Raw genomic sequence first — 22,972 nt, 5'->3', positions numbered from 1 at the left:
AAAGGGGAGGCAGCATGACGGGCCTGGTATTGAAGGATATCCGCAAGTCCTACGGCGCAGTCGACGTGATCCACGGCATCGACCTCGACATCAGCCAAGGCGAATTCATCGTCTTCGTCGGGCCGTCCGGTTGCGGGAAGTCGACGCTTCTGCGGATGATTGCCGGGCTCGAGGAGATCACTGCCGGCGACATGATGATCGACGGCGAACGTGTCAACGATGTGCCGCCGTCCAAGCGCGGCATCGCCATGGTGTTCCAGTCCTACGCGCTCTACCCGCACATGACCGTTTACGAAAACATGGCCTTCGGCATGCGCATCGCCAGGGAGAGCAAGGACGAGATCGACCGCCGCGTGCGGTCGGCAGCGGAAATGCTGCAACTCACCAAGTATCTCGACCGCTTGCCGAAGGCCCTTTCGGGCGGCCAGCGCCAGCGGGTGGCGATCGGCCGCGCCATCTGCCGCAACCCCAAGGTCTTTCTCTTCGACGAGCCCCTGTCCAACCTCGATGCAGCCCTGCGTGTCGCCACCCGCATCGAGATCGCCAGGCTTTCCGAACGCATGGCCGATACGACGATGATCTATGTCACCCACGACCAGGTGGAGGCGATGACGCTCGCCGACCGCATTGTCGTGCTTTCCGCCGGCCACATCGAGCAGGTGGGCGCCCCGCTGGAACTCTACGAGCGGCCGGCCAACCTGTTCGTCGCCCGCTTCATAGGCTCGCCGGCCATGAACGTCCTGCCGGCAAAGGTGGTCACGGCCGGGGAAACGACGACGGTCGAATTGAAGGGCGGCATGAAGATGACGCTCGACATCGGGACGCCTGAGACAGAACGCGGCAAGGATGTGAGCTTTGGCGTTCGACCGGAGGACCTGCAGGTCACGACCGGTGCGGACTTCCTGTTCGAAGGAACCGTCGCCATCGTCGAGGCGCTTGGCGAGGTGACGCTTCTCTATATCGAAGGGCTCGTCGAGGGCGAGCCGATCATCGCCAAGATACCCGGAATCCAGGCCGTCCGGCGCGGCGACAGGGTGCGGTTTTTGGCCGACCGCAGCAAGCTGCACCTCTTCGACAAGGACGGCATCAGCTACCGCGCCCTGTAGCGATCCGACACAGGGTGGTGCCTTTTGATATGGGTGTTCAACGCCATTTTAAGGTTTTCCGACCTAGCTTTCCTGCCAGAAGAAGTGCGGGAATACCGGGATTGGGCATGCAGTTGTCGCAGGAGCGTTCGAACTATCTGAGCAAGGAAGAATCCTTCATGTACGATCGGGAAAAGACCTTCCCGATGGAGGATACCTGCAACGAGGCGCGTATCGAGTTCACCGAGACGGGCGGTATCGTCAATCTCGCCTCCCGCCGATGCGAGATCGTCAAGCTGTCGCGCAGCGGCGCGGTCCTCAGGATATCGACCAGGTTCAGCCTGCCGAAGAACTTCTATCTCGACATCGTCAGCGCCCGCATCCCGATGATCGGCTGCCTCGCGCTGCGCGTCTACGACAACGACATCGTCGAGGCCCGGTTCCTGCGCCTGCTCGCCGAAAAGGACATGAAGCGCGTGTTCGTCTATTCGACCCATCCGAACCATCGCAACCGGACGCTCGACATCTACGGCGGCTGAAGCGCGGGTCGATTTGAGGAGCCATGGGCTGCCCCTCATCCGGCTGCCGCCACCTTCTCCCCGCAGGCGGGGAGAAGGGGAAATGCCGCACCGTTTGCTCAAATCACGACGGGCATCCTCGCCACATTGAATCGCACCGGCCGCCGGATGGCGAGACGTCGCCACGCGTCCCTTCGCCCCGCTTTGCGGGGAGAAGGTGGCCGGCAGGCCGGATGAGGGGCTATTCGCGCCTCCACCAAACTCTCCCGCCGGTCAGGCGAACAGCACGCTCGCCCCGTGGTCCGCCGGACCGGCAATGGCGCGGAACGGGGCGAAGAGTTCGCGCCCCATGCCGAATTCGTTCTCAGTGAGGTCGGCGGTCGCCGGCGTGCGGGCCGCAAAAGTCGTCGCGTCCTCCAACACTTCGACCGTTCCGTGGACGGCGTCGAGCCGGATCATGTCACCTTCGCGGATGCGGGCGATCGGGCCGCCGTCAACGGCTTCCGGCGTCACGTGGATCGCCGCCGGCACCTTGCCGGATGCGCCGGACATGCGCCCGTCGGTGAGCAGCGCCACCCTCTGGCCGCGGTCCTGCAGGATGCCGAGCACGGTCGTCAGCTTGTGCAGTTCCGGCATGCCGTTGGCCTTCGGGCCCTGGAAGCGGACCACGGCGACGAAATCGCCCTCCAGTTGACCGGCCTTGAACGCCGCGTTCAACCCCGCCTGGTCGTGGAATACCTTCGCCGGCGCCTCGATCACGTGGCGCTCGGGCTTGACGGCGGAAGTCTTGATGACGGCGCTGCCGATATTGCCGGTCAGCATCTTCAGGCCCCCCGTACGCTGGAAGGGATGCTCGACATTGGCCAGGATCTTCGGATCGTGGCTGACGATCGGCGCAGGCTCGCGCCGCACGTTGCCGTCCTCGCCGAGCTTCGGATCGATCGCATAGGCATGCAGCCCCTGTCCGTAGACGGTGCGCACGTCGTCATGCAGATAGCCGGCCCTCAGGAGTTCCTTGATCAGAAAGCCCATGCCGCCGGCGGCATGGAAATGGTTCACGTCGGCAAGCCCGTTCGGATAGACGCGGGCGAGCAGCGGCACGATGTCGGAAAGGTCGGAGATGTCCTTCCACGTCAGCACGATGCCGGCCGCGCGCGCCATGGCGACGAGATGCAGCGTGTGGTTGGTCGAGCCGCCGGTGGCGTGAAGGCCAACCACGCCGTTGACGATCGAGCGTTCGTCGATCATCTCGCCGGCGGGCGTGAACTCGTTGCCCTGGGCTGTGATCGCCAGCGCGCGCCTGGCCGCTTCCTTGGTCAGCGCGTCGCGCAGCGGCGTACCCGGATTGATGAAGGAGGCGCCGGGCATGTGGAAGCCCATGATCTCCATCAGCATCTGGTTGGAGTTCGCCGTGCCGTAGAACGTACAGGTTCCCGGGCCGTGATAGGACTTGGATTCGGCCTCGAGCAGTTCCTCGCGTCCGACCTTGCCTTCCGCGAAAAGCTGGCGCACCCGCGCCTTTTCGTCGTTCGGCAGGCCCGAGGTCATCGGCCCGGCGGGAACGAAGATCGCCGGCAGGTGGCCGAAGGTGAGCGCCGCGATCGTAAGCCCGGGGACGATCTTGTCGCAGACCCCGAGATAGACGACCGCGTCGAACATGTTGTGCGACAGCCCGACGCCGGCCGCCATGGCGATCAGGTCGCGCGAAAACAGCGACAGCTCCATCCCCGGCTGCCCCTGGGTGACGCCGTCGCACATGGCCGGCACGCCGCCGGCCACCTGCGCCACGCCGCCGGCCTCGTGGGCCGCCTGCCGGATCAGCGCCGGATAGGTCTCGAACGGCTGGTGGGCGGAAAGCATGTCGTTGTAGGAGGTGATGATGCCGAGATTGGCAATGCGGTCGCCCGCCAACGCCGCCTTCTCGGCGGGGGAACAGACGGCAAATCCGTGCGCAAGGTTGCCGCAGCCGAGCACGGAGCGATGCACCCCCTTCGAGACAGCGGAGCGCAGGCGATCCAGGTAGCGCTCGCGCAGGGGCTTCGATCGTTCCACGATCCTGGCGGTGATGGCTTCAATTCGGGAATCGGCGGACATGGGTGCTATCCTGATTTCTCTCGATTGCAATGTTCCTGCGGCCCCGGCCGAACGTGCGGTCGGGTTGTCACGGCAAAGGTCCGGTTTCGCATCGCGGACGGTTCGCCGCCGCTCTTTCGTCGCGGGCGCTGCGGCCTCGGCCGTCGCGCCGGGCGCGCTATGGCGCCCAGTAGATGTCGACAGGCGTCTTCGCCCGGTTCAGGACCGCCCGCACCGGCATTTCGCTCTCCTCGCCGCCGGCAAGCGCCTTCTCCAGCGTATCCTTCTTGGCCTGCCCCTCGATATGCAGCACGAGGAAATGGGCGTCCTGCAGGCTCGAGAATGTCAGCGTCAGGCGCGGTTCGCCCGCCCCTTCCGCCTCCATGGTGATCACGCCGCGCGGGGTCTGGAGCGACAAGGCTTCCGCCAGGCGGTCGCCGCCCGGGAAGAAGGAGGCCGTGTGGCCGTCGTTGCCCATGCCGAGGATGACCACGTCGAGCGGAACAGCCACGGCGGCAATGTCGGTGCTCGCCAGGCGCGCAGCTTCCCCGATCGTCGCCGTCTTGCGATAGAGCGGCAGGAAGCGGGCCTTGGCCGCCTCTCCCTGAAGCAGGTTTTCCTCCACCAGCAGGTGGTTCGAGCGCGCGTTGTCGGCGGGGACGAAACGCTCGTCCACCAGCGTCACCGTCACTTTCGACCAGTCCAGTTCGCGCGCAGACAGCGCCTTGAAGAACTGCTTGGGCGTCGAGCCGCCCGAGACGGCGATCGAGGCCGATCCGCGTTCGGCGATCGCCACGTTCAGCACCGAGGCGACGGCGTCGGCGAGCCCCTCGGCGAGGGCGGCGGTGTCCTTGAATTCGTGCAGCTTGTTGGCCATCACAAGCCCTCAGCTCTCGTGCCAGGTTCGGCCGTCGCGCTCGATCAGCGCGATCGCCTGGCTCGGTCCCCAGGTGCCGGCGGTATAACCCTGCGCCTGCTGGCCGGTGGCGTCCCAGGCCTTGAGGATCGGGTCGACCCAGTGCCATGCGGCTTCCACTTCGTCACGGCGCATGAACAGCGTCTGGTTGGAGCGGATGACGTCCAGCAGCAGCCGCTCATAGGCGTCCGCATTGCGCGCCTCGAAGGCCTGGGCGAAGGTCATGTCGAGGGAGACGTTGCGCAGCCGCATGCCGCCCGGGCCGGGATCCTTGATCATCAGCCATTGCTTGACGCCTTCGTCCGGCTGGAGCCGGATGATCAACTGGTTGGCCTCGATGCGGCCGGCCGCCGGCTCGAAGATCGAGTGCGGGATCGGCTTGAAGGTGATGACGATCTCCGAGACGCGGCTTGCCATGCGCTTGCCGGTGCGGATGTAGAAAGGCACGCCGGCCCAGCGCCAGTTGCCGATCTCAGCCTTGATGGCGACGAAGGTCTCGGTGTTGGAGACGCCGCCTTCCAGTTCCTCGAGATAGCCCTTGACCGGCCCCCCGGCAGACGCGCCGGCCCGGTACTGGCCACGCACGGTCAGCCGCTCGACATTGTATTCGTCGATCGGCTTCAGCGCACGCAGGACCTTGAGCTTCTCGTCGCGGACGGCTTCGGCATCCATTGACGAGGGCACTTCCATCGCCACGAGGCAGAGAAGCTGCAGGATGTGGTTCTGCACCATGTCGCGCAGCGCGCCCGCCTTGTCGTAGTAGCCGGCGCGGCTTTCGAGCCCGACGGATTCAGCGACCGTGATCTGCACGTGGTCGATATTGGCGGAGTTCCACAAGGGCTCGTAGAGCGCGTTGGCAAAGCGCAGCGCCATCAGGTTCTGCACCGTCTCCTTGCCGAGATAGTGGTCGATCCGGTAGATCTGGTCTTCGCGGAACACCCGGCCGATGGTGTTGTTCAGTTCGGTGGCCGAGGCGAGGTCGCGGCCGATCGGCTTCTCGACGACGATGCGGGTCTGCTTGGTGACCAGCTTGTGGTCGCGGATCTTCTCGGCGATCTCGCCGAAGATCGCAGGCGCCACGGCGAGATAGAAGGCGCGCACGCGCTCCTTGCCCTCGTCGAGAATGCTCTTCAGGTCGTCCCAGCCCTGCTCGGACTTGGCGTCGACCGAGATGTAGTACAGGCGGTTGGTGAAGGTCCTGACCTCCTCGGCGTCGAACTCGCCCGGTTTCAGGAATTCCTTCAAGGCCTTGGTGGCGAACTCGCGATAGGCTTCATGCGTCATGGCCGCGCGCGAGGCGCCGATGATGCGCGTGGGGTCGGTGAACTGGCCTGAGATCTGCCGGTGGTAGAGCGCCGGCAGGAGCTTGCGTTCGGCGAGGTCACCGGTGCCGCCGAAGACAACATAGTCGAACGGCTCGACGGGAATGATTTGACTGCTCATTGCAATTCTCGATCTGGTTCGCGTTGTCGGCGTTATAATCTAATCGATTTAAAATGGCCAGCGTGCGGCGCAACAAAATCGTCCCTAGGTGTATCACAACTTGTCGCGAAAGGCGTACCACGTCATCGCCAGGAACAGCAGCGGCGCACGCAGCGAAAGTCCGCCGGGAAAGGCGTTTATCTTCAGCGACTTCAGCATGTCGAGCTCCGCGCTTCCGCCGGTCACCTCCTCGGCGAAGAGCTTGCCGCAGTAGTTGGACAGCATCACGCCGTGGCCGGAATAGCCGCCGATCGAGGTTATTCCCGGCATGACTTCGCGCACATAAGGCTGCCGCGGCATGGTGATGCCGACCGATCCGCCCCAGGCATGGGCGATCTCGATACCGGCAAGCGCCGGATAGATCTCGGCGATCTGGCGGCGGATGTGCTCGGTCATGTCGCGCGGGTTGTCGGCCGTATAGGCCTCGCGGCCACCGAACAGCAGCCGCCCGTCGCGGCTCTTGCGGAAATAGCGCACGACGAAGCGGGAATCAGCGACCGCCTCGCCGCCGGGCAGCACCTTCGGGAAGGCGTCGAGGACAGGCGTGGCGCCGATGAAGGACCGGATCGGCATGACATGCGCCGCCGTCTTCGGCTCAAGGTTGCCGATATAGGCGTTGCAGGCGATCAGTGCGCGGTCGGCGGTGATGGTTCCCCTGGCCGTCGTGATCACGGCCTTGCCGCCGCTGCGTTCGATCCTCGTCGCAGCGGTCTGTTCGTGCAGGACGGCCCCCGCCTCGGCTGCGGCCTTCGCAAGACCGACGAGCAGCTTCATCGGATGGATATGGCCGGTGCCGGTATCGCGCACGCCGAAGAGATAGAAGCGCGAGCCGAGCCGCTCCTGCGTCTCCTCCCGGTCCATGAAGGCCGAATGCGTATAGCCGTAGCGGCTGGCGGCGATCTCCGGGTTGGCGCGATAGTCCCTCTCCAGCCCCTTCTTGTGCGAGACGTTCATCTGTCCCGGCATGTACTCGATGTCGAGGCCACGGCTTGTGGCGAAGTCCAAAAGGTATTGCTTGGCATGTTCGGCAAGGTCGAAGAGCCCCTTCGAGCGCTCGTAGCCGATCTCGTCTTCCAGTTCCTCCGGCCAGGCGCGCTGGCCGGTGCCGAGCTGGCCGCCGTTGCGCCCCGAGGCCCCATCGCCGAAGCGGTTGGCGTCGATCAGCACGACGCGCACGCCCTTTGACGCCAACTGACAGGCGGCCTGCAGGCCGGTGAAGCCGCCGCCGATGATCGCGACGTCCGTTTCGCAGGAGCTTTCCATCGGCGGGTACTCGGCGCGCTCGCCGACGGTCGCTTCGTACCAGGAGATGCCGGGTGAAATGGGGCTTTGCCAGGACATGGGAATGCTTCCGGATATGGGTTTGCGAGCCGGCCCGGCCGCCCTCCGGCCCGTCCGCGATGGAACAGGCCGTTCGGGATCGCCGGGCAACCGACCCTAGACGTTGAGCAGCAGGAACTCGCGCTCCCAGGGGCTGATCACCTGCATGAAGGTTTCGAACTCGCCGCGCTTGACGCCGGCATAGAGGCCGATGAACTCCGGGCTGAGCGCACCGGTCAGCGCCGGGTCGGATTCCAGCAGCGAGACGGCTTCGAGCAGGCCGCGTGGCAGGTCGATCGATCCCTCGTTGGCCGTGTCGTCCGTGGGCGCCGTCGGTTCGGCAGCGTTCATGATGCCGAGCAGGCCGCAGGCGAGCGAGGCTGCGAGCGCGAGATAGGGGTTTGCGTCCGAGCCGGGCAGGCGGTTCTCCACGCGCCGGGCGGCGGGGTCGGAGACGGGGATGCGGAAGGCCGTCGTCCGGTTGTCGTAGCCCCAGGCGACATTCACCGGCGCCGACATTTCGGGCGTCAGGCGGCGATAGGAGTTGACGTAGGGAGCCATCATCACCAGCGTCTTCGGAACATAGCTCTGCATGCCGCCGATGAAGTGGAAGAATTCCTTCGAAGGCGAGCCGTCCGGGTTGGAGAAGACGTTCTTGCCGGTCTTGATGTCCACCACGGACTGGTGGATGTGCATGGCCGAGCCCGGCTGGCCCTGCATCGGCTTGGCCATGAAGGTGGCATAGATGCCGTGCTTCAGCGCCGCCTCGCGGATGGTCCGCTTGAACATGAAGACCTGGTCGGCAAGCTCGATCGGATCGCCGTGGCGCAGGTTGATCTCGAGCTGGGCCGGTCCCTCCTCGTGGATGAGGGTGTCGATCTCCAGGCCCTGCTTTTCGGAGAAGTGGTAGATATCGTCGATCAGTTCGTCGAATTCGTTGATGCCGGCGATCGAATAGCCCTGTCCGCCGAGGATCGAGCGTCCCGAGCGGCCCTTCGGCGGATGCAGCGGATAGTCCGGGTCGTCGTTGAGCGCGACCAGGTAGAACTCGATTTCCGGCGCCACGACCGGCCGCCAGCCGCGGTCCTTGTAGAGCCGCAGGACGTTCTTCAGCACGTTGCGCGGCGTGTAGGCGACGTCCTCGCCGTTGGAGCCGACGATGTCGCAGATCACTTGCGCGGTCGGGTCGCTTTCCCAGGGCACGATCGACAGCGTCGAAAGGTCCGGCAAGAGCTTCAGGTCGCTGTCGCGCGGCTCGTAGCGGAAATTGCCCGTCTCCTCGGGATATTCGCCCGAGATCGTGTGTCGGTAGAGCGCCGAGGGCAGGGCAAGCGAGGTGTTGGAGGTGAATTTCGAGGACGGCATCATCTTGCCGCGCGGCACGCCGGCAAGGTCAGGCGTGATGCACTCAATGTCCTCGATGCCCCGGATTTTCAGCCAGTCGCTTGCTTCTTTCCAGTTGCCGACGCCACGCAGGGCGGAGAGGGCGGGAGGGATCTGGGACGAGCGGCTGGATTTCTGAACGGTCGAGGCAACGGTCTTTTTTGAGGGCATGACACACCGTGGGTGGTTTCGAATGCGCCATCATATCCGGAGTTTGGCCCTTGGCTAGAGCGTGCTGTTGTGATTTGGAGCCATTCTGCCGGAGCAGATTTTCGTCAGGGCAAAGGCGAGCGACGAAGGGCACACCCGAAGGCACGTTCGAGGCGCTCGCCTTTGCCCTGACGAAAAGATGCCCGGCCCTTCGGGTTGGTTGAAGCGGGCCGGCTGATTGGCCGGCCGACTTGGTAGTATGCTTTGGCTACGACGCGCGCCGGCCGGCCAATCAGCCAGCGCCGCTTGAACCAACAGAATTGTCTCCAAATCACAACAGCACGCTCTAGGGGCGCGAGGGCGAATGCGGCAAGCTGTCCGGGCGGGCGTGACAGGTTGACAATCCCGCACGGGAACAGGATGGGAGGGAGGAAACGGGGACGAAGCGGCGTGGCGGACAAGAAGGACGTGGTCATCATCGGTGCCGGTGCTGCCGGCATGATGTGTGCGATCGAGGCGGGCAGGCGCGGCCGGCGCGTTCTGGTGATCGACCATGCGAAGGCGCCCGGCGAGAAGATCCGCATTTCCGGCGGCGGCCGCTGCAACTTCACCAACATCCATGCCGGCCCGAAGAACTTCCTTTCGCAGAACCCCCATTTCTGCAAGTCGGCGCTGGCGCGCTACACCCCGCGCGACTTCCTCGACCTCGTCGAGCGACACGGCATCGCCTGGCACGAGAAGACGCTGGGCCAGCTCTTCTGTGACCATTCGGCGAAGGACATCATCTCCATGCTGGTCAAGGAGATGCGCGGGGTCGGGGTGGAACTGCAGCTTTCGACCGAGGTGGCCGCGATCGATCGCACGGTGGGCGGTTTCCGTGTCGCCACCGGCAACGGCGCCTGCGACGCAGCCTCGCTCGTGATCGCGACGGGCGGCAAGTCGATCCCGAAGATGGGGGCCACCGGGTTCGCATACCGCATCGCCGAACAGTTCGGCCTGCGCCTCGTCGAGACGCGGCCGGCGCTCGTGCCGCTGACGCTTGATCCGCAGGCCCTTGGGCTTCACGATGGCATGCCGGGCGTTTCCGTGGAGGCTATCGTCGGCCACGGCAAGGCGGAGTTCCGCGAAGCCATGCTCTTTACCCATCGCGGGCTGAGTGGCCCGGCGATCCTGCAGATCTCGTCTTTCTGGCGGGAGGGCGACGACATCACCGTTCACCTGCAGCCCGACCTCGATGTGGTTGCCGTGCTTGCGGCGGCGCGCGCGACGAACGGACGGCAGGCGGTGCAGACGGTCCTGGCCGAGCACATGCCGCGAAAGCTGGCGCAACTCGTGATTAGCCAGACCGGCATCGACGGCCCGGTCGCGGCAATTCCGGGCCATAGGTATGCCGCGCTTGCCGACCATATCCGCCGCTGGCGGGTTCGTCCGGCAGGCTCGGAGGGTTACCGGACGGCCGAGGTCACGCTCGGCGGCGTGGATACCGACGAGCTCGATTCGCGCACCATGGCGGCGAAGTCCGTCCCCGGCCTGCATTTCATCGGCGAGGCTGTCGACGTCACCGGCTGGCTTGGCGGCTACAATTTCCAATGGGCGTGGGCGTCCGGCTACGCGGCCGGCCAGTCGGTCTGACGCCGGGCGCGGAAAGCTTGTATTAGCCATGCGAAAGTAGGGCTCGCGCGAGGACGCGGCAGGCTTTACCCTTCATTAAGAGGTACGGGCTGATCCTGCCTGCAAGCCGGCGTTTCCGCCGTTCGTGGAGCCGATGTTTGGTCCCACGCGGAGCGGTTGAAACAACATGATGTGGGCCGGCTGGCCGGATCAACCGGGATTCCCGTAGCTCGTAACCGGAGTCTTGCCATGCCCGCAGTTCACCGCCGCCCCGTCGCCCGCGCGATCGCAATCGCAGCCGCCGAGGAAAGCCGCCGCCGCATGATCGCCATCGCCGCCAACTGCGCCGCGGCCTCCCTGCTCCTGGCGGGGATCGCACTCTCGCTGGCAAGCCTTTACTGAGCGCCTCGCCACGGTTGTCGCCCGTACGACAAAAAAGTGATCGAGTATTAGGAATTAGTGAGAAAGTTCGAAGTTTTTTAAAGCTTCCCGCTGATGATCACGGGATATTGGCCCGGACCGTGTGCACGAAAGATCGTGCTGCGGTCATGCAATGAGTGCGTCCGGGGCCACACGGCGAAAATCCGTATCAATCCAATGCAGTTTCGGCGGACCGGCCCTTGGGAGACTCACATCAGGTGGGCAGGGAGGCGGTCGCTCGCACGGAGTGTTGCCCCGATGTTAATCGACCGGGTTCTTGCCCGCTTCAAGATCCAGACGAAAGTCGTTCTGTTCATCCTTCCATTTGTCGTCAGCATCAGCGCCGTCGGCCTGACCGGGCTTTATGCTTCTGGCCTGCTGCAAGGCAGGATGGAGATTTCCAACAGCGTCCTGCAATCGCTGAGCGGTTTCAAGGACGTCTATGCGGGAATGAACGGCTTCCTCCAGAACACGTCGGAAGAGACGCGCGGCGCCGTCGTCGAGAAGATCGCTGCACAGCAGGACGTGCTTGCGGACACGCTTTCCCAGGTCACCGACGAGGAGGGGCGCAACCAACTCCAGCAGGCCGTCGACGGCAGCGCCAGGATCGGCGAGCGCGTCGGCCAGCTCTGGACGCTCTACGAGAACGAAGTCTCGCTGCGACAGTCGATGCAGAAGGGCCTGCGCAGTCTGTTCGGCGAGCAGATGAGGATCCTCGACGCGGCGAGCACCATGGAGCTTTCCGTGCGTTCCGACGAGGATGCCGCCAAGACCCTGATGCGCGAAGCCGAACGGCTGAAAGGTGCCAGCGACGAACTGAACGCCTTCAGTTCCGCCTTTTCCAAGGCACCTGCGCCAGAGGCCAAGGTGAAGTTGGCCGCCGACAAGCGAGGCGGTCTCGAGACACTGGCGAACAGCATACGCATGAGCTTGCCGGACAACCAGAAGGCTGTCCTCGACACATTCCAGAAGACGATCGCGGAAATCGGCGCGCTGGCCACGAGCGGTAACGTCAGCGAGGAAAATGCGACGGCAATCGGCCGCCTCGTCACGCGCTTCCGCCAGACGAGCATCCAGTTGCAGGCTGCAGCCGGCGTGAAGATGCGCGATGCGACGATGACCTTCTCAAGGCTCGACGAGGCGCTGCTGAAGTCGACCGCGGCGCTTGCGAGCACGCGCGAACTGGTCAACGCGATCTACTCGATCCGCATCGCCGCCGCCGGCTTCCTGGAGAATGCGAACAAGCAGGGCCAGGCCCAGATCGCCCAGCAGTTCACCATGCTGCGTCAGAACCTTGAGGGCCTCTCCGTCACCGCCGGCGACATCGAGTTCTTCGCCAGGCTCAACACCACGCTCAAGCCCATCATCGACGGCATGGATGCTGACAGCGCCGCGCTCGTCGACATCAGCCATCAACGCGAGTCCGAGTTCACCGCTGCCGCCGCCGAGATCGACAGCATCTGGAACCAGCTGACCGCCTTTGCCGAAAACCAGAAAGCCCATGCCTCCGTCGAGCGCGACCAGGCCAACCAGATCTCGGTGCTGACGACGATCGCGGGCATCGTGATCGCGGTTCTTGCCGGCGGCGCCCTCGTCCTGACGCTGAAGGGTCCCATCGGCCAGATCACCGCGGCGATGCGCCGGATCGCCGACGGCATGCTCGACACCGCCATCGATGGTGGGGCTCGCCGCGACGAGATCGGCGACATGGCCCGTGCGCTCGACGTGTTCAAGGAGAACGCGCTGTCGAAAATCCGCATCGAGGCGGAGAGCGAGGAGCACCGCACGGTCGCCGAAGCCGACCGCGCCAGAAACGATGCCGAGAAGCGCGAGCTCGATCGCCAGATCGACTTTGCCGTCGACGCGCTCGCGGCCGGTCTTGGCCGGCTTGCGCAGGGGGATCTGTCCCGACAGATCGAGACGCCCTTCACCGGCCGGCTTGAGCAGTTGCGCCAGGACTTCAACGCCTCTCTCGCCCGCCTTCAGGACACGCTGGGGCAGATCCGCCACAACGCCCTGTCGATCCAGCAGAACGGTACGGAACTGCGTTCCTCCGCCGACCAGCTCTCCAAGCGGACCGAAGCGCAGGCGGCATCGCTCGAAGAAACGGCGGCCGCCGTCGACGAGATCACGGTTACCGTCAGGTCTTCCGCCGAGCGGGCGACCGAGGCAAACGCAGTCGTGGTCGAGACCAAGCGCAGCGCCGACAGCTCCGCCGCCGTGGTCGGCAGCGCCATCGATGCCATGGGTCGGATCGAGGCCGCTGCGCGCCAGATCGAGCAGATCATCGAGGTGATCGACGACATCGCCTTTCAGACCAACCTGCTCGCCTTGAACGCCGGCATCGAGGCCGCACGTGCCGGCGATGCGGGCAAGGGCTTTGCCGTCGTCGCCCAGGAAGTGCGCGAGCTGGCACAGCGTTCCGCCGATGCCGCCCGCGAGATCAAGGGGCTCATCAACAAGTCGACGCAGGAAGTCAGCAACGGTGCCCGCCTGGTGCAGGATACCGGGGCCGTCCTGGCCTCGATCAGCCAGCAGATCGTCACCGTCAGCCACCATGTCGATATGATGGCAACGGCCAGCCGCGATCAGGCGACCGCGCTGAATGAGGTCAACGGCTCGGTCAACCAGATGGACCAGATGACCCAGCAGAACGCCGCGATGGTGGAGACCACGACCGTCGCCTGCCGTCAGCTTGCCAGCGAGGCCGACACGCTGACCATGCTTGTCCAGCAGTTCCGCCTGGAGGCATCTGCAGCCGATGAAGGCGATCGCTACGAGGCCGCCTGAGCGAAAGCCTCACACTACAGGCCCGGCTTGCCGGGCCTGTACCGGCCCGTGTGACGGACAAAAATTGCAATTTATCAGACAATTCGCCTAAGTTTCAGATTTTATTATCAAGTCAATTCTAAACTGGCCTCCTGGAATATAGGAGACGCCAATGTTTCGCATGCTCAAGACCTCCATAGCCGCCCAGTATGTGGCAATGACGATCGCACTGATCTTTCTGAGCGGTGCGGTGATCGTCGGCGTCATGCACTACAATCTCCGCCAGTACGTGCTGCAGGAGGCCGGCAACAATGCCCGCGACGCAAGCCGCAGCATGGCGGTTCTCTACGCCGGCGTGATCGACGGCTCCCAGATCGACGTGACGGACAACCGCCTCGTCTCGGCGACCGCCGAATCCGTCCCCGATTTCACCGATCATGCGCTCGTCGACCGCACCGCCCAGTCGATCGCCGGCGTCGCGACCATCTTCCGCAAGGAGGGGGCGGACTACGTCCGCGTCTCCACGAACGTGAAGAAGGAGGACGGCAGCCGCGCCGTCGGCACCAGGCTCGCAGCCGACCATCCCGCCCAGGCGGTGCTGGCAAGGGGCGAGGCGTTCTACGGCCCGGCGGAGCTCTTCGGCCGCCAGTTCATGACCGGCTATGTCCCGGTCAAGTCCGCAGCCGGCGTCAATGTCGGCCTGATGTTCATCGGCATCCCGATGGAGGTCTACTACGCGAAGATCCATGAGTTGCAGATCATGGCTGTGATTGCCGGCCTGGTTGCGCTTGCGATCTTCGGCACGCTGTCCTATGTCGCCGTCCGCTTCTCGGTCCGCCCGCTGAAATCGCTGATCGCCGCCGTTCGCGACATCGCCGACGGCCGTCTCGAAGCGGAGGTTCCCTGTCGCGACCGCGCCAACGAATTCGGGCAGATCGGCCGCGCGCTCGAAGTGTTCCGCGACAATGCCCTGCGCAAGATCGCAGTCGAGCGCGAGGCGTCCGAACAGCAGCAGGAAGCTGCCCGGGAACGCGCACAGTCCGACAGCGAGAAGCAGGAGACGGACCGGCAGATCGCCTTCGCCGTCGACGCGCTCGCCCAGGGCCTCGGCCGCCTGGCGCAGGGAGACCTGTCACGGCAGATCGACACGCCGTTCGGCGGCAGGCTGGACGACCTGCGCCGCGACTTCAACACCTCGCTCGTACGCCTGCAGGACACGCTTTTGCAGATCCGCGCCAATGCGCAGTCGATCCAGCGCAGCGGCGGCGAGATGCTGCAATCGGCCGATTCGCTGTCCAGGCGAACCGAAACCCAGGCCTCTTCCCTTGAGGAGACGGCAGCCGCCGTCGAGGAGATCACCGTGACCGTCCGCTCCTCCGCCGAGCGTGCGCAGGAAGCCAACCAGAAGGCCGGCGAAACCAGGAAGAGCGCCGACAACTCCAGCACCGTCGTCACCAGCGCCATTTCCGCCATGGGCCGGATCGAGGATGCCTCCCGCCAGATCGAGCAGATCATCGAGGTCATCGACGACATCGCCTTCCAGACCAACCTGCTGGCGCTGAATGCGGGCATCGAGGCCGCGCGCGCCGGCGAGGCGGGCAAGGGTTTTGCGGTCGTCGCACAGGAAGTCCGCGAACTGGCGCAGCGCTCCGCAGACGCCGCCCGCGAGATCAAGTCGCTGATCGAGAAGTCGACCCATGAGGTCGGCGCCGGCTCGCGGCTCGTCCAGGAGACGGGTGCGGTGCTCGCCACCATCAGTTCCCAGGTCGCTGCCATGAGCCAGCATGTAGAAACGATCGCCACGGCCAGCCGCGACCAGTCGGCCGCACTCCAGGAGGTCAACACGTCGGTCAACCAGATGGACCAGATGACCCAGCAGAACGCCGCGATGGTCGAACAGACGACGCAGGCGAGCCGCCAGCTCGCCACCGAGGCCGACGCACTGATGGCGCTGGTCGACCGCTTCCGCCTCGGCGCGGGGGCCGAACGGCTTCGCCAGGCCGCCTGAAGCGGCGACCTGAAATCACGACCGGCAGCCTCGATCGGTATTGCTAGCCCGTTATGAAATGGAAGAAGCCCGGCTATCCCGCCGGGCTTTTCCTTGTGCGTCAGCAACGGCGCGCCGGAGGGGCCGGTCCCTTCGATGTCACCGCAGCAGGCGCGCGACCAGCGAGGCCTGCGAACTGACCTCCATCTTGCCGTAGATGTTCTTCACGTGCGAGCGGACGGTCTCATAGCTGACGCCATCGCTGTCGGCGATTTCCCGCAGCGAAAGCCCGGCTGCGATCGCAGCGGCGATCCGCGCTTCCTTCGGCGTCAGCTTGTAGTTCGCCTGGAGGCGCTCGCTGCGCGGTTCACTGAAATCCGTCATCGGCTCGATGATGATCGCCACGGTGGGGCCGTTCAGGAATTCGGTCATGGGCTCGGACGTCAGGCGAACCAGCGTCAGCCGGTGGGCGCTGCCGTCGGTCGCCTTCAAGGTCGCAAGATAGGGCTCCACCTGCACGCCCTGCCGCGACAGCAGGAACTGCAGGGTCTCGGCCGCCCGCGGGTCGGTGATCGCGATCCGGCCGTTCGTCCCGAGGCGCACGGGTGCGCCGTCCTCGATCATCCGCCGGGCGCGCTCGTTCATCGACCGGATGCCACCCGTCTCCGAGACATGGAACAGGCCGGCGCCGATGGCGTCGAACAGCGACTGTCCGGTCTGTCTTTCGCCTGTCGCGAACTCGCCCCTGCGGATGAAGTCGACGGCCCGCCTGAGATGCGGCGAAAGGTGCGTGTAGAGCCCCGCCGCCTCGTGGTTGAACGCGGGATCCGTCGACGAGGTGCAGGTGGAGAGGATGAAGGTCCTGCTCGAATCTCGCAGGATGGTGACGCCGATTGCCGTCTCGCAGCCTGTCTGCCGCTTCAGCCAGTCGTTGTAGAACTCCGTCCTGGCCAGTTCCTCGCGGGGGAAAATACTTTCTCCCGTCATGCCCCGGCCGACTGGAACGAGCATCGTGCGCGGTATCCAGGGGTTCACGGCGGCGTAGTGATTGTGGAATTGCTCGACTTCGTCGTTGCCGAAACCGGAGACGAGTCCGACCTGCGCCAAAGGAGAGGTCAGGTCCTGGTAGTGGAACGCTGATTTTCCGTTCGGCAGCGTCGTGGCTAGCCGGTCCATGAAGTGCTGCCAGCTGCATTCGCCGAACAGGCTTCCGTAGACGAGATCCGTCAGTTCCGATCGACCGGCAACCCCATTTTGCACCGCGAGCTCCCCACTCCATGGCACAACCGCATTTAAGTGCCATCTAACGCATTGCGCAATCGGAAAGTGCAGGATCGGAATGCTTTGTCAATGAACCGCTGATTGCGTGGCCGACAGGAGAAAGCGCATCCCCGTGATGCGCATGCAAGAGGGGCCGGTGTCGCCACCGGCCCCTCCTGGCGGTTGCCGGGGCGGACACCCGGCGACCGTCCGCGTCGCTCTACGCTCTGCCCTGGGTGACGATGACCGGGATGAGCAAGTCACCCCAGTTTCCATCGCCGCCGTGATGGCGCGCGGAGCGGACGAGCTCGACCGAGACGCCGGCCTCGACAGCCTTCATGACGGCATGGTTCAGGCGGTGGAGGTCGTTGGCCACCATGCGGATCATCGCCTGCTGGTCGGGCGACATCGCCGACGACTGCTCTTCTGCTCTTTCCTTGACGCGGGTCTGGACGGTCATGGCATTTCTCCTCTTTACGGGGTTCTTGAACGAAAATTCCTTGGCCTTGCCCCTCATTCGGCTGCCGCCACGTGAGGGGCATCTGCGCGATGCTTCAGGCTACTCCGCTGCCGGGCGGAACTGGTCGTGCTCGGTCGATTCCTTCATCGCCGTGGTGGACGACTGGCCGCCGGTAATCGCCAGCGACACGGCGTCGAAGTAGCCGGTGCCGACCTCGCGCTGGTGCTTGGTGGCCGTATAGCCGTTGGCCTCGGCGGCGAACTCAGCCTCCTGCAGCTCCGAATATGCGGCCATCTGGCGGTCCTTGTAGCCGCGCGCCAGCTCGAACATGCCGAAATTCAGCTGATGGAAGCCGGCGAGCGTGATGAACTGGAACTTGTAGCCCATGGCGCCCAGCTCCCGCTGGAACTTCGCGATCGTCGCGTCGTCCAGGTGTTTCTTCCAGTTGAAGGACGGCGAGCAGTTATAGGCCAGCAGCTTGCCCGGATGAGCCTTGTGCACGCCCTCGGCGAACCGGCGCGCCTGCTCCAGATCCGGCTTCGAGGTCTCGCACCAGATCAGGTCGCAATGCGGCGCGTAGGCAACGGCGCGGGCGATGCAGGGCTCGATCCCGTTCTTCACCTGGTAGAAGCCCTCGACCGTGCGGCCGGCGTCGTAGTCGACGAATGGCTGGTCGCGCTCGTCGATGTCCGACGTCAGGAGCTTGGCGGCCTCCGCATCGGTGCGGGCGATCACGAGCGTCGGCGTGCCCATGACGTCGGCGGCGAGGCGCGCGGCGTTGAGGTTGCGGATATGCGCGGCCGTCGGGATCAGCACCTTGCCGCCGAGGTGGCCGCACTTCTTTTCAGACGCGAGCTGGTCCTCGTAGTGCACGCCGGCGGCACCCGCCTCGATGAAGGCCTTCATGATCTCGAAGGCGTTGAGAGGCCCGCCGAAGCCTGCTTCCGCATCGGCAACGATCGGCGCAAACCAGGTATCGACCGACAGGCCCTTGCCTTCGGAGGTCTCGATCTGGTCGGCGCGCTGCAGCGTGCGGTTGATGCGCTTGGCGAGCTCGGGGGCCGCATTGGCCGGATAGAGCGACTGGTCGGGATACATGGCCGAGGCCGTGTTGGCGTCGGCTGCGACCTGCCAGCCAGACAGGTAGATCGCCTTCAGCCCGGCGCGAACCATCTGCATCGCCTGGTTGCCCGAAAGCGCGCCGAGCGCATTGACGAAACCCTCCTCGTGGATCAGCTGCCACAACCGGTTCGCCCCCATCTCCGCCAGCGAATGCCGGATCTGGACGGAGCCGCGCAGGCGCTTCACGTCCTCTGCCGAATAGGGCCGGCTGATGCCGTCGAAGCGGCCCTCAGGCGCGCTGGGAACGAGATTGTAAAAATCGGTCATGCTGTCTGTCCTCCATCCGGTCTGTCAAAGGCGGAGCCGTGTCCTTGAATGTATGCCCCGCCGCTGTGATGTCTGAATATTTACATTGCAGCGCGGGACGGCGCGAGGATTTTCGATTATTCAAGCGACCAAAACGGGTTATGCTGTGAGGCGCTTGACAAGTCGGCGCTGTTAATTTGTAAATTATGTAAAACTCGCTGTCGGCGCGCCAGAGTCAGGCGGGTGTCAAAGGATTGACAGATGGCTGAGAACAAGATCTTCGCCGGCCCCAGAGTTCGGCGCATCCGCAACGGCCTCGGCCTGACCCAGACCGCCATGGCCGAGGCGCTGTCGATCTCTCCCTCCTATCTCAACCTGATCGAGCGCAACCAGCGTCCGCTGACGGTGCAGCTCCTGTTGCGGCTCGCCTCCGTCTACAAGGTCGACATGGAGGACCTGCAGGGCGAGGCCGGTGGCAGTGTCGCCCAACTGAAGGAAGTGTTCGCCGATCCCCTGCTGTCCGGCGAACTGCCGGGCGACCTGGAACTGGTCGAGGTGGCGGATGCCGCCCCCAACGTCGCCGGCGGCATCGTCAAGCTCTACCGCGCCTATCGCGAACAGGCCTCGCGTCTTTCCGATCTCGCCGAAGTCCTGTCGCGCGAGGGCAGGGCGACCTCGCTGGCCGGCGCGCGCCTGCCGATCGACGAGGTGCGCGAGAAGCTGGAGCAACGGTCCAACTATTTCGAGGCGATCGACGCGGCAGCCGAGGCCTTCCATGCGGCGCTGGCCCCGGGCGACGATCTTGCGGGTGCCCTGAAGGCCTGGCTGAAGAAGGAGCACGGCGTCGTGGTGCGCCTGCTGCCGGTCCATGCCATGCCGACGCTGCGCCGCCGCTTCGACCGCCATTCCATGCGGCTTTTCCTGTCGGAGCGCCTGTCGGCGCATGACCAGTTGCGCGAGATCGCCATGGAGGCGGTGCAACTGGCGCTGCGCGAGGAGATCGCAGCCGAACTCGACCGGCTGACGCTCTCGGGCAACGAGGCGCGCCGTATCGCCCGCTTCGAACTCGCGCGCAACGCGGCGCACGCTCTGATGATGCCTTATGACGCTTTCCTGGCTGCCGCCCAGCGCGCGCGCTTCGATATCGACCTCCTGCGCACGCGCTTTGCCGTCTCCTTCGAGCAGGCGGCAACACGGCTGACCATGCTACAGCGCCCGGGGCAGGCAGCACCTCCCTTCTTCCTGCTGGAGCTCGACGTGGCCGGCCACCGTTTGCGCCGGGCCGGCGCGCAGGGTTTCCCGCAGGCGCGTTTCGGCGGCGGCTGTCCGAAGCTCAACGTGCATGCGGCGTTCGCGCAGCCCGGACAGGTCCTGGCCGAGCGGGTCGAGATGCCGGACGGTGCGGCGTTTCTCACCGTATCGCGCACGCTTGACGGGCCGCACACGGCCTTCGGCGAACGGGTGCGCCGGACAGCGCTGCTTCTCGGCTGCGATGCCGTCGCAGCTGCCGAGACGGCCTATGGCGAAGCCGTGCAGCCGCCGCCCGTGGCCGTCGGCGCCGCCTGTCGCCTGTGCGAGCGGCAGGGCTGTCTGGGCCGCGCCGAGCCGCCGGTGACGCGCCCGCTGGGCCTGGACGAGATGGTGGCCGGCCTCTCCCTTTTCGACTTCCAGTGATTTTCCGCTTGCTTTGCCGTGCGAAAGCGATTTCAAATATGATAGGAATGGCGGAAATGTGATACCAATGTGCGCCGTCAAGCAAAAGATGACGCTTGTCGCGCCTTGAAAAAGAACGATAATCGCAAATCGAACCGCCTCCGGGAACGGCTAAACTTTACAAACTGGGAGCCCAATTGATGAAAAGACGCAACCTTGTGGCGACTGTCGCCTTCGCTGCCCTCACCGCCTTTGCCGGCGTGCAGGCGCAGGCGCAGGAAAAGGTGGTGAATGTCTATAACTGGTCCGACTACATCGACGAGTCGATCCTGGCCGACTTCACCAAGGAAACGGGCATCAAGGTCGTCTACGACGTCTTCGATTCCAACGAGACGCTCGAGACCAAGCTGCTTGCCGGCGGCACTGGCTACGACGTCGTCGTTCCGACCGGCAACTTCATGCAGCGCCAGATCCAGGCCGGCGTCTTCCAGAAGCTCGACAAGTCGAAGCTGCCGAACCTCTCCAACATGTGGGACGAAGTCTCGCAGCGCGTCGCCGTCTACGATCCGGGCAATGAATACGCGATCGACTACATGTGGGGCACGACGGGTCTCGGCTACAATGTGGCCAAGGCCAAGGAGATCCTCGGATCCGACGCAGCCCCCGGCTGGGACGCGATCTTCAATCCGGAGATCGCAAAGAAATTCGGCGATTGCGGCATCTACGTGCTCGATACGGCCGAGGAGGTGATCCCCGCCGCGCTGAACTTCCTCGGTCTCGACCCGAACTCCAAGGACACGGCCGACCTGGAGAAGGCCGGTGAACTGCTGGCCTCGATCCGGCCCTATATCCGCAAGTTCCATTCCTCCGAATACATCAACGCGCTCGCAAACGGCGACATCTGCCTGGCGCTCGGCTGGTCCGGCGACGTCCTGCAGGCGCGCGACCGTGCGGCCGAAGCCGGCGCGGGCGTGGAAGTCAACTACACCATCCCCGCCGGCGGTGCGCTGATGTGGTTCGACATGATGGCCATCCCCGCCGATGCGCCCCATGTCGAGGAGGCGCATGCCTTCATCAACTACATCATGAAGCCGGAAGTGGCCGCCAAGGCGTCGGACTACATCTTCTACGCCAACGGCAACAAGGCGTCCCAGCCGCTGATCTCGAAGGAAGTCTTCGACGATCCGGCGATCTACCCGCCGGCGGACGCGATGGCCAAGCTCTACACCAAGCTGCCCTACGATCCGAAGACGCAGCGGGTCGTGACCCGCACCTGGACCAAGGTCGTCACCGGCCAGTAAGAAAAGGAATGCAGATTGCCCGGAACCACTTCCGGGCAATTTGCTGTTGCGGCCAAAAACAATCGGGGACAGCCAATGAAATCACTGGGCAATATCCGCCGCTCCTTCGCGCCGTGGGCGGATCCGGACTCCAAGCCTTTCATATCCTTCAAGAACATCACGAAGAAGTTTGGCGATTTCACAGCCGTCGACAACCTGACCCTCGACATCTACCACCGCGAGTTCTTCGCCCTTCTCGGCGCCTCGGGCTGCGGCAAATCCACACTCCTGCGCATGCTGGCGGGCTTCGAGCGGCCGACCTCGGGCGAGATCATCCTCGACGGCCAGGACATCGCCGGCATCCCGCCCTACCGGCGGCCGGTCAACATGATGTTCCAGTCCTACGCGCTGTTTCCGCACATGACGGTCGAGAGCAACATCGGCTTCGGGCTCAGGCAGGACGGCATGCCGAAGGCCGAGATCGCCGAGCGCGTCACGCAGATGCTCAAGCTCGTCAAGCTCGAGCAGTTCGCCAAGCGCAAGCCGCAGCAGCTCTCCGGCGGCCAGCGCCAGCGCGTTGCGCTCGCCCGGTCGCTGGCCAAGCGGCCGAAGGTGCTGCTGCTCGACGAACCGCTCGGCGCGCTCGACAAGAAGCTGCGCGAGGAAACCCAGTTCGAGCTGATGGACCTGCAGCAGCAGCTGGGGCTGACCTTCGTCGTCGTCACCCACGACCAGGAGGAGGCCATGACCATGGCCGACCGGATCGCCGTGATGAGCCACGGCAACGTCATCCAGGTGGCGACGCCGGCCGAGATCTACGAGGCGCCGAATTCCCGCTTCGTCGCGGACTTCATCGGCGACGTGAACATCCTCGAAGGGAAGGTGAAGGCCGCTGGCAACGGCCGCATCGAGATCGCCGGCGACGATTTCACCGTGCGCACCGTCGGCGACGCATCGCCAGCCATCGGGGCGGGAGCCGCGTTCGCGGTCCGACCGGAAAAGCTCAAGGTCAGCCGGGCCGCACCCGCAGACGCCTCGATCAACGCCTCCGAAGGCGAAATCTGGGACATCGCCTATCTCGGCGACATGACCGTCTTTCACGTCAGGCTGCCGAGCGGCAAGGTCGTCAAGACCTCGATGCTGAATGCGCAGCGCGAGGTGGAGAACCCGATCGGCTACGACGAGAAGGTCTGGGTCTCGTTTGCCGAGACTGCCGGCGTCGTGTTGAAGGATTGAG

17 protein-coding genes are annotated in these 22,972 nt (G+C 64.8%); 9 read left to right on the top strand and 8 right to left on the bottom strand.

Annotation, left to right across the window (positions count from 1 at the left end; translation table 11 throughout):
• Window positions 1–14 precede the first annotated feature (14 nt).
• Together GGQ64_RS21985 and GGQ64_RS21980 are read left to right on the top strand one after the other, a co-directional pair.
• A complete protein-coding gene (locus GGQ64_RS21985) occupies window positions 15–1,106 on the top strand; it encodes an ABC transporter ATP-binding protein (protein WP_183807486.1) in 1,092 nt (363 codons plus the stop codon).
• Window positions 1,107–1,213: 107 nt separating this feature from the next.
• On the top strand, window positions 1,214–1,624 hold the full coding sequence (locus tag GGQ64_RS21980) for a hypothetical protein (protein WP_183807485.1): 411 nt from the start codon (window positions 1,214–1,216) through the stop codon (window positions 1,622–1,624).
• A gap of 252 nt (window positions 1,625–1,876) precedes the next feature.
• Here GGQ64_RS21980 and edd read toward each other — a convergent pair whose 3' ends face one another.
• From edd to GGQ64_RS21955, 5 genes are all read right to left on the bottom strand, one after another.
• Entirely contained in the window at window positions 1,877–3,697 is a 1,821-nt protein-coding gene (edd, locus tag GGQ64_RS21975) for a phosphogluconate dehydratase (RefSeq protein WP_183807484.1), read from the bottom strand.
• A 157-nt stretch (window positions 3,698–3,854) separates the two neighbouring features.
• On the bottom strand, window positions 3,855–4,553 hold the full coding sequence (gene pgl / locus GGQ64_RS21970) for a 6-phosphogluconolactonase (protein ID WP_183807483.1): 699 nt from the start codon (window positions 4,551–4,553) through the stop codon (window positions 3,855–3,857).
• A 9-nt stretch (window positions 4,554–4,562) separates the two neighbouring features.
• Window positions 4,563–6,035, bottom strand: a complete 1,473-nt coding sequence (gene zwf, locus GGQ64_RS21965) for a glucose-6-phosphate dehydrogenase (RefSeq protein WP_183807482.1) — start codon at window positions 6,033–6,035, stop codon at window positions 4,563–4,565.
• Between the two features lie 93 nt (window positions 6,036–6,128).
• Window positions 6,129–7,415 carry an NAD(P)/FAD-dependent oxidoreductase gene (locus GGQ64_RS21960; RefSeq protein WP_183807481.1) on the bottom strand — a complete coding sequence of 429 codons (1,287 nt, stop codon included), beginning with the start codon at window positions 7,413–7,415 and terminating at the stop codon, window positions 6,129–6,131.
• Between the two features lie 96 nt (window positions 7,416–7,511).
• Window positions 7,512–8,948: a glutamine synthetase family protein gene (locus GGQ64_RS21955; protein ID WP_183807480.1), complete on the bottom strand. Its 1,437-nt coding sequence runs from the start codon at window positions 8,946–8,948 to the stop codon at window positions 7,512–7,514.
• Between the two features lie 429 nt (window positions 8,949–9,377).
• Here GGQ64_RS21955 and GGQ64_RS21950 point away from each other — a divergent pair, with 429 nt between their 5' ends.
• The 4 genes from GGQ64_RS21950 (at window position 9,378) to GGQ64_RS21935 (ending at window position 15,735) form a co-directional block, all read left to right on the top strand.
• Window positions 9,378–10,559 carry an aminoacetone oxidase family FAD-binding enzyme gene (locus GGQ64_RS21950; RefSeq protein WP_183807479.1) on the top strand — a complete coding sequence of 394 codons (1,182 nt, stop codon included), beginning with the start codon at window positions 9,378–9,380 and terminating at the stop codon, window positions 10,557–10,559.
• 228 nt (window positions 10,560–10,787) lie between these two features.
• Window positions 10,788–10,940 carry a hypothetical protein gene (locus tag GGQ64_RS21945; RefSeq protein WP_183807478.1) on the top strand — a complete coding sequence of 51 codons (153 nt, stop codon included), beginning with the start codon at window positions 10,788–10,790 and terminating at the stop codon, window positions 10,938–10,940.
• Between the two features lie 276 nt (window positions 10,941–11,216).
• The gene (locus tag GGQ64_RS21940; protein WP_183807477.1) at window positions 11,217–13,748 is read left to right on the top strand and encodes a methyl-accepting chemotaxis protein; all 2,532 of its coding nucleotides are present in this window, start codon (window positions 11,217–11,219) and stop codon (window positions 13,746–13,748) included.
• A 151-nt stretch (window positions 13,749–13,899) separates the two neighbouring features.
• Window positions 13,900–15,735 (top strand): methyl-accepting chemotaxis protein, encoded by a 1,836-nt coding sequence (locus GGQ64_RS21935; RefSeq protein ID WP_183807476.1) that lies wholly within the window; start codon window positions 13,900–13,902, stop codon window positions 15,733–15,735.
• Between the two features lie 138 nt (window positions 15,736–15,873).
• On the opposite strand, the gene GGQ64_RS21930 is transcribed toward GGQ64_RS21935, so the two are convergent.
• The 3 genes from GGQ64_RS21930 to aceA form a co-directional block, all read right to left on the bottom strand.
• Window positions 15,874–16,974, bottom strand: a complete 1,101-nt coding sequence (locus tag GGQ64_RS21930; protein WP_343059539.1) for a helix-turn-helix transcriptional regulator — start codon at window positions 16,972–16,974, stop codon at window positions 15,874–15,876.
• 220 nt (window positions 16,975–17,194) lie between these two features.
• Window positions 17,195–17,434, bottom strand: a complete 240-nt coding sequence (locus tag GGQ64_RS21925) for an SMc00767 family acetate metabolism repressor (RefSeq protein ID WP_183807475.1) — start codon at window positions 17,432–17,434, stop codon at window positions 17,195–17,197.
• Between the two features lie 99 nt (window positions 17,435–17,533).
• Window positions 17,534–18,823: an isocitrate lyase gene (gene aceA / locus GGQ64_RS21920; RefSeq protein ID WP_183807474.1), complete on the bottom strand. Its 1,290-nt coding sequence runs from the start codon at window positions 18,821–18,823 to the stop codon at window positions 17,534–17,536.
• A 240-nt stretch (window positions 18,824–19,063) separates the two neighbouring features.
• On the opposite strand from aceA, the gene GGQ64_RS21915 reads away from it, so the two are divergent.
• The 3 genes from GGQ64_RS21915 (at window position 19,064) to GGQ64_RS21905 (ending at window position 22,971) form a co-directional block, all read left to right on the top strand.
• Window positions 19,064–20,476, top strand: a complete 1,413-nt coding sequence (locus GGQ64_RS21915) for a helix-turn-helix domain-containing protein (RefSeq protein WP_183807473.1) — start codon at window positions 19,064–19,066, stop codon at window positions 20,474–20,476.
• Between the two features lie 179 nt (window positions 20,477–20,655).
• Window positions 20,656–21,756: a polyamine ABC transporter substrate-binding protein gene (locus tag GGQ64_RS21910; protein WP_183807472.1), complete on the top strand. Its 1,101-nt coding sequence runs from the start codon at window positions 20,656–20,658 to the stop codon at window positions 21,754–21,756.
• A gap of 75 nt (window positions 21,757–21,831) precedes the next feature.
• The gene (locus GGQ64_RS21905; protein WP_183807471.1) at window positions 21,832–22,971 is read left to right on the top strand and encodes an ABC transporter ATP-binding protein; all 1,140 of its coding nucleotides are present in this window, start codon (window positions 21,832–21,834) and stop codon (window positions 22,969–22,971) included.
• The last annotated feature ends 1 nt before the right edge of the window (window position 22,972 follow it).

It is taken from the genome of Mycoplana azooxidifex, from assembly GCF_014196765.1.
GTDB lineage: Bacteria > Pseudomonadota > Alphaproteobacteria > Rhizobiales > Rhizobiaceae > Mycoplana > Mycoplana azooxidifex.
The sequence above is the reverse complement of the archived record's forward strand: the minus strand, read 5'-3'. Positions and strand labels throughout refer to the sequence as shown.

What these genes read in the sequence shown, in the direction of transcription:
- GGQ64_RS21985 (WP_183807486.1), top strand. Translation starts at nt 15, where the DNA reads ATGACGGGCCTGGTATTGAAGGATATCCGCAAGTCCTACGGCGCAGTC.
- GGQ64_RS21980 (WP_183807485.1), top strand. Translation starts at nt 1,214, where the DNA reads ATGCAGTTGTCGCAGGAGCGTTCGAACTATCTGAGCAAGGAAGAATCC.
- edd (WP_183807484.1), bottom strand. Translation starts at nt 3,697, where the DNA reads ATGTCCGCCGATTCCCGAATTGAAGCCATCACCGCCAGGATCGTGGAA.
- pgl (WP_183807483.1), bottom strand. Translation starts at nt 4,553, where the DNA reads ATGGCCAACAAGCTGCACGAATTCAAGGACACCGCCGCCCTCGCCGAG.
- zwf (WP_183807482.1), bottom strand. Translation starts at nt 6,035, where the DNA reads ATGAGCAGTCAAATCATTCCCGTCGAGCCGTTCGACTATGTTGTCTTC.
- GGQ64_RS21960 (WP_183807481.1), bottom strand. Translation starts at nt 7,415, where the DNA reads ATGTCCTGGCAAAGCCCCATTTCACCCGGCATCTCCTGGTACGAAGCG.
- GGQ64_RS21955 (WP_183807480.1), bottom strand. Translation starts at nt 8,948, where the DNA reads ATGCCCTCAAAAAAGACCGTTGCCTCGACCGTTCAGAAATCCAGCCGC.
- GGQ64_RS21945 (WP_183807478.1), top strand. Translation starts at nt 10,788, where the DNA reads ATGCCCGCAGTTCACCGCCGCCCCGTCGCCCGCGCGATCGCAATCGCA.
- GGQ64_RS21940 (WP_183807477.1), top strand. Translation starts at nt 11,217, where the DNA reads ATGTTAATCGACCGGGTTCTTGCCCGCTTCAAGATCCAGACGAAAGTC.
- GGQ64_RS21935 (WP_183807476.1), top strand. Translation starts at nt 13,900, where the DNA reads ATGTTTCGCATGCTCAAGACCTCCATAGCCGCCCAGTATGTGGCAATG.
- GGQ64_RS21925 (WP_183807475.1), bottom strand. Translation starts at nt 17,434, where the DNA reads ATGACCGTCCAGACCCGCGTCAAGGAAAGAGCAGAAGAGCAGTCGTCG.
- aceA (WP_183807474.1), bottom strand. Translation starts at nt 18,823, where the DNA reads ATGACCGATTTTTACAATCTCGTTCCCAGCGCGCCTGAGGGCCGCTTC.
- GGQ64_RS21915 (WP_183807473.1), top strand. Translation starts at nt 19,064, where the DNA reads ATGGCTGAGAACAAGATCTTCGCCGGCCCCAGAGTTCGGCGCATCCGC.
- GGQ64_RS21910 (WP_183807472.1), top strand. Translation starts at nt 20,656, where the DNA reads ATGAAAAGACGCAACCTTGTGGCGACTGTCGCCTTCGCTGCCCTCACC.
- GGQ64_RS21905 (WP_183807471.1), top strand. Translation starts at nt 21,832, where the DNA reads ATGAAATCACTGGGCAATATCCGCCGCTCCTTCGCGCCGTGGGCGGAT.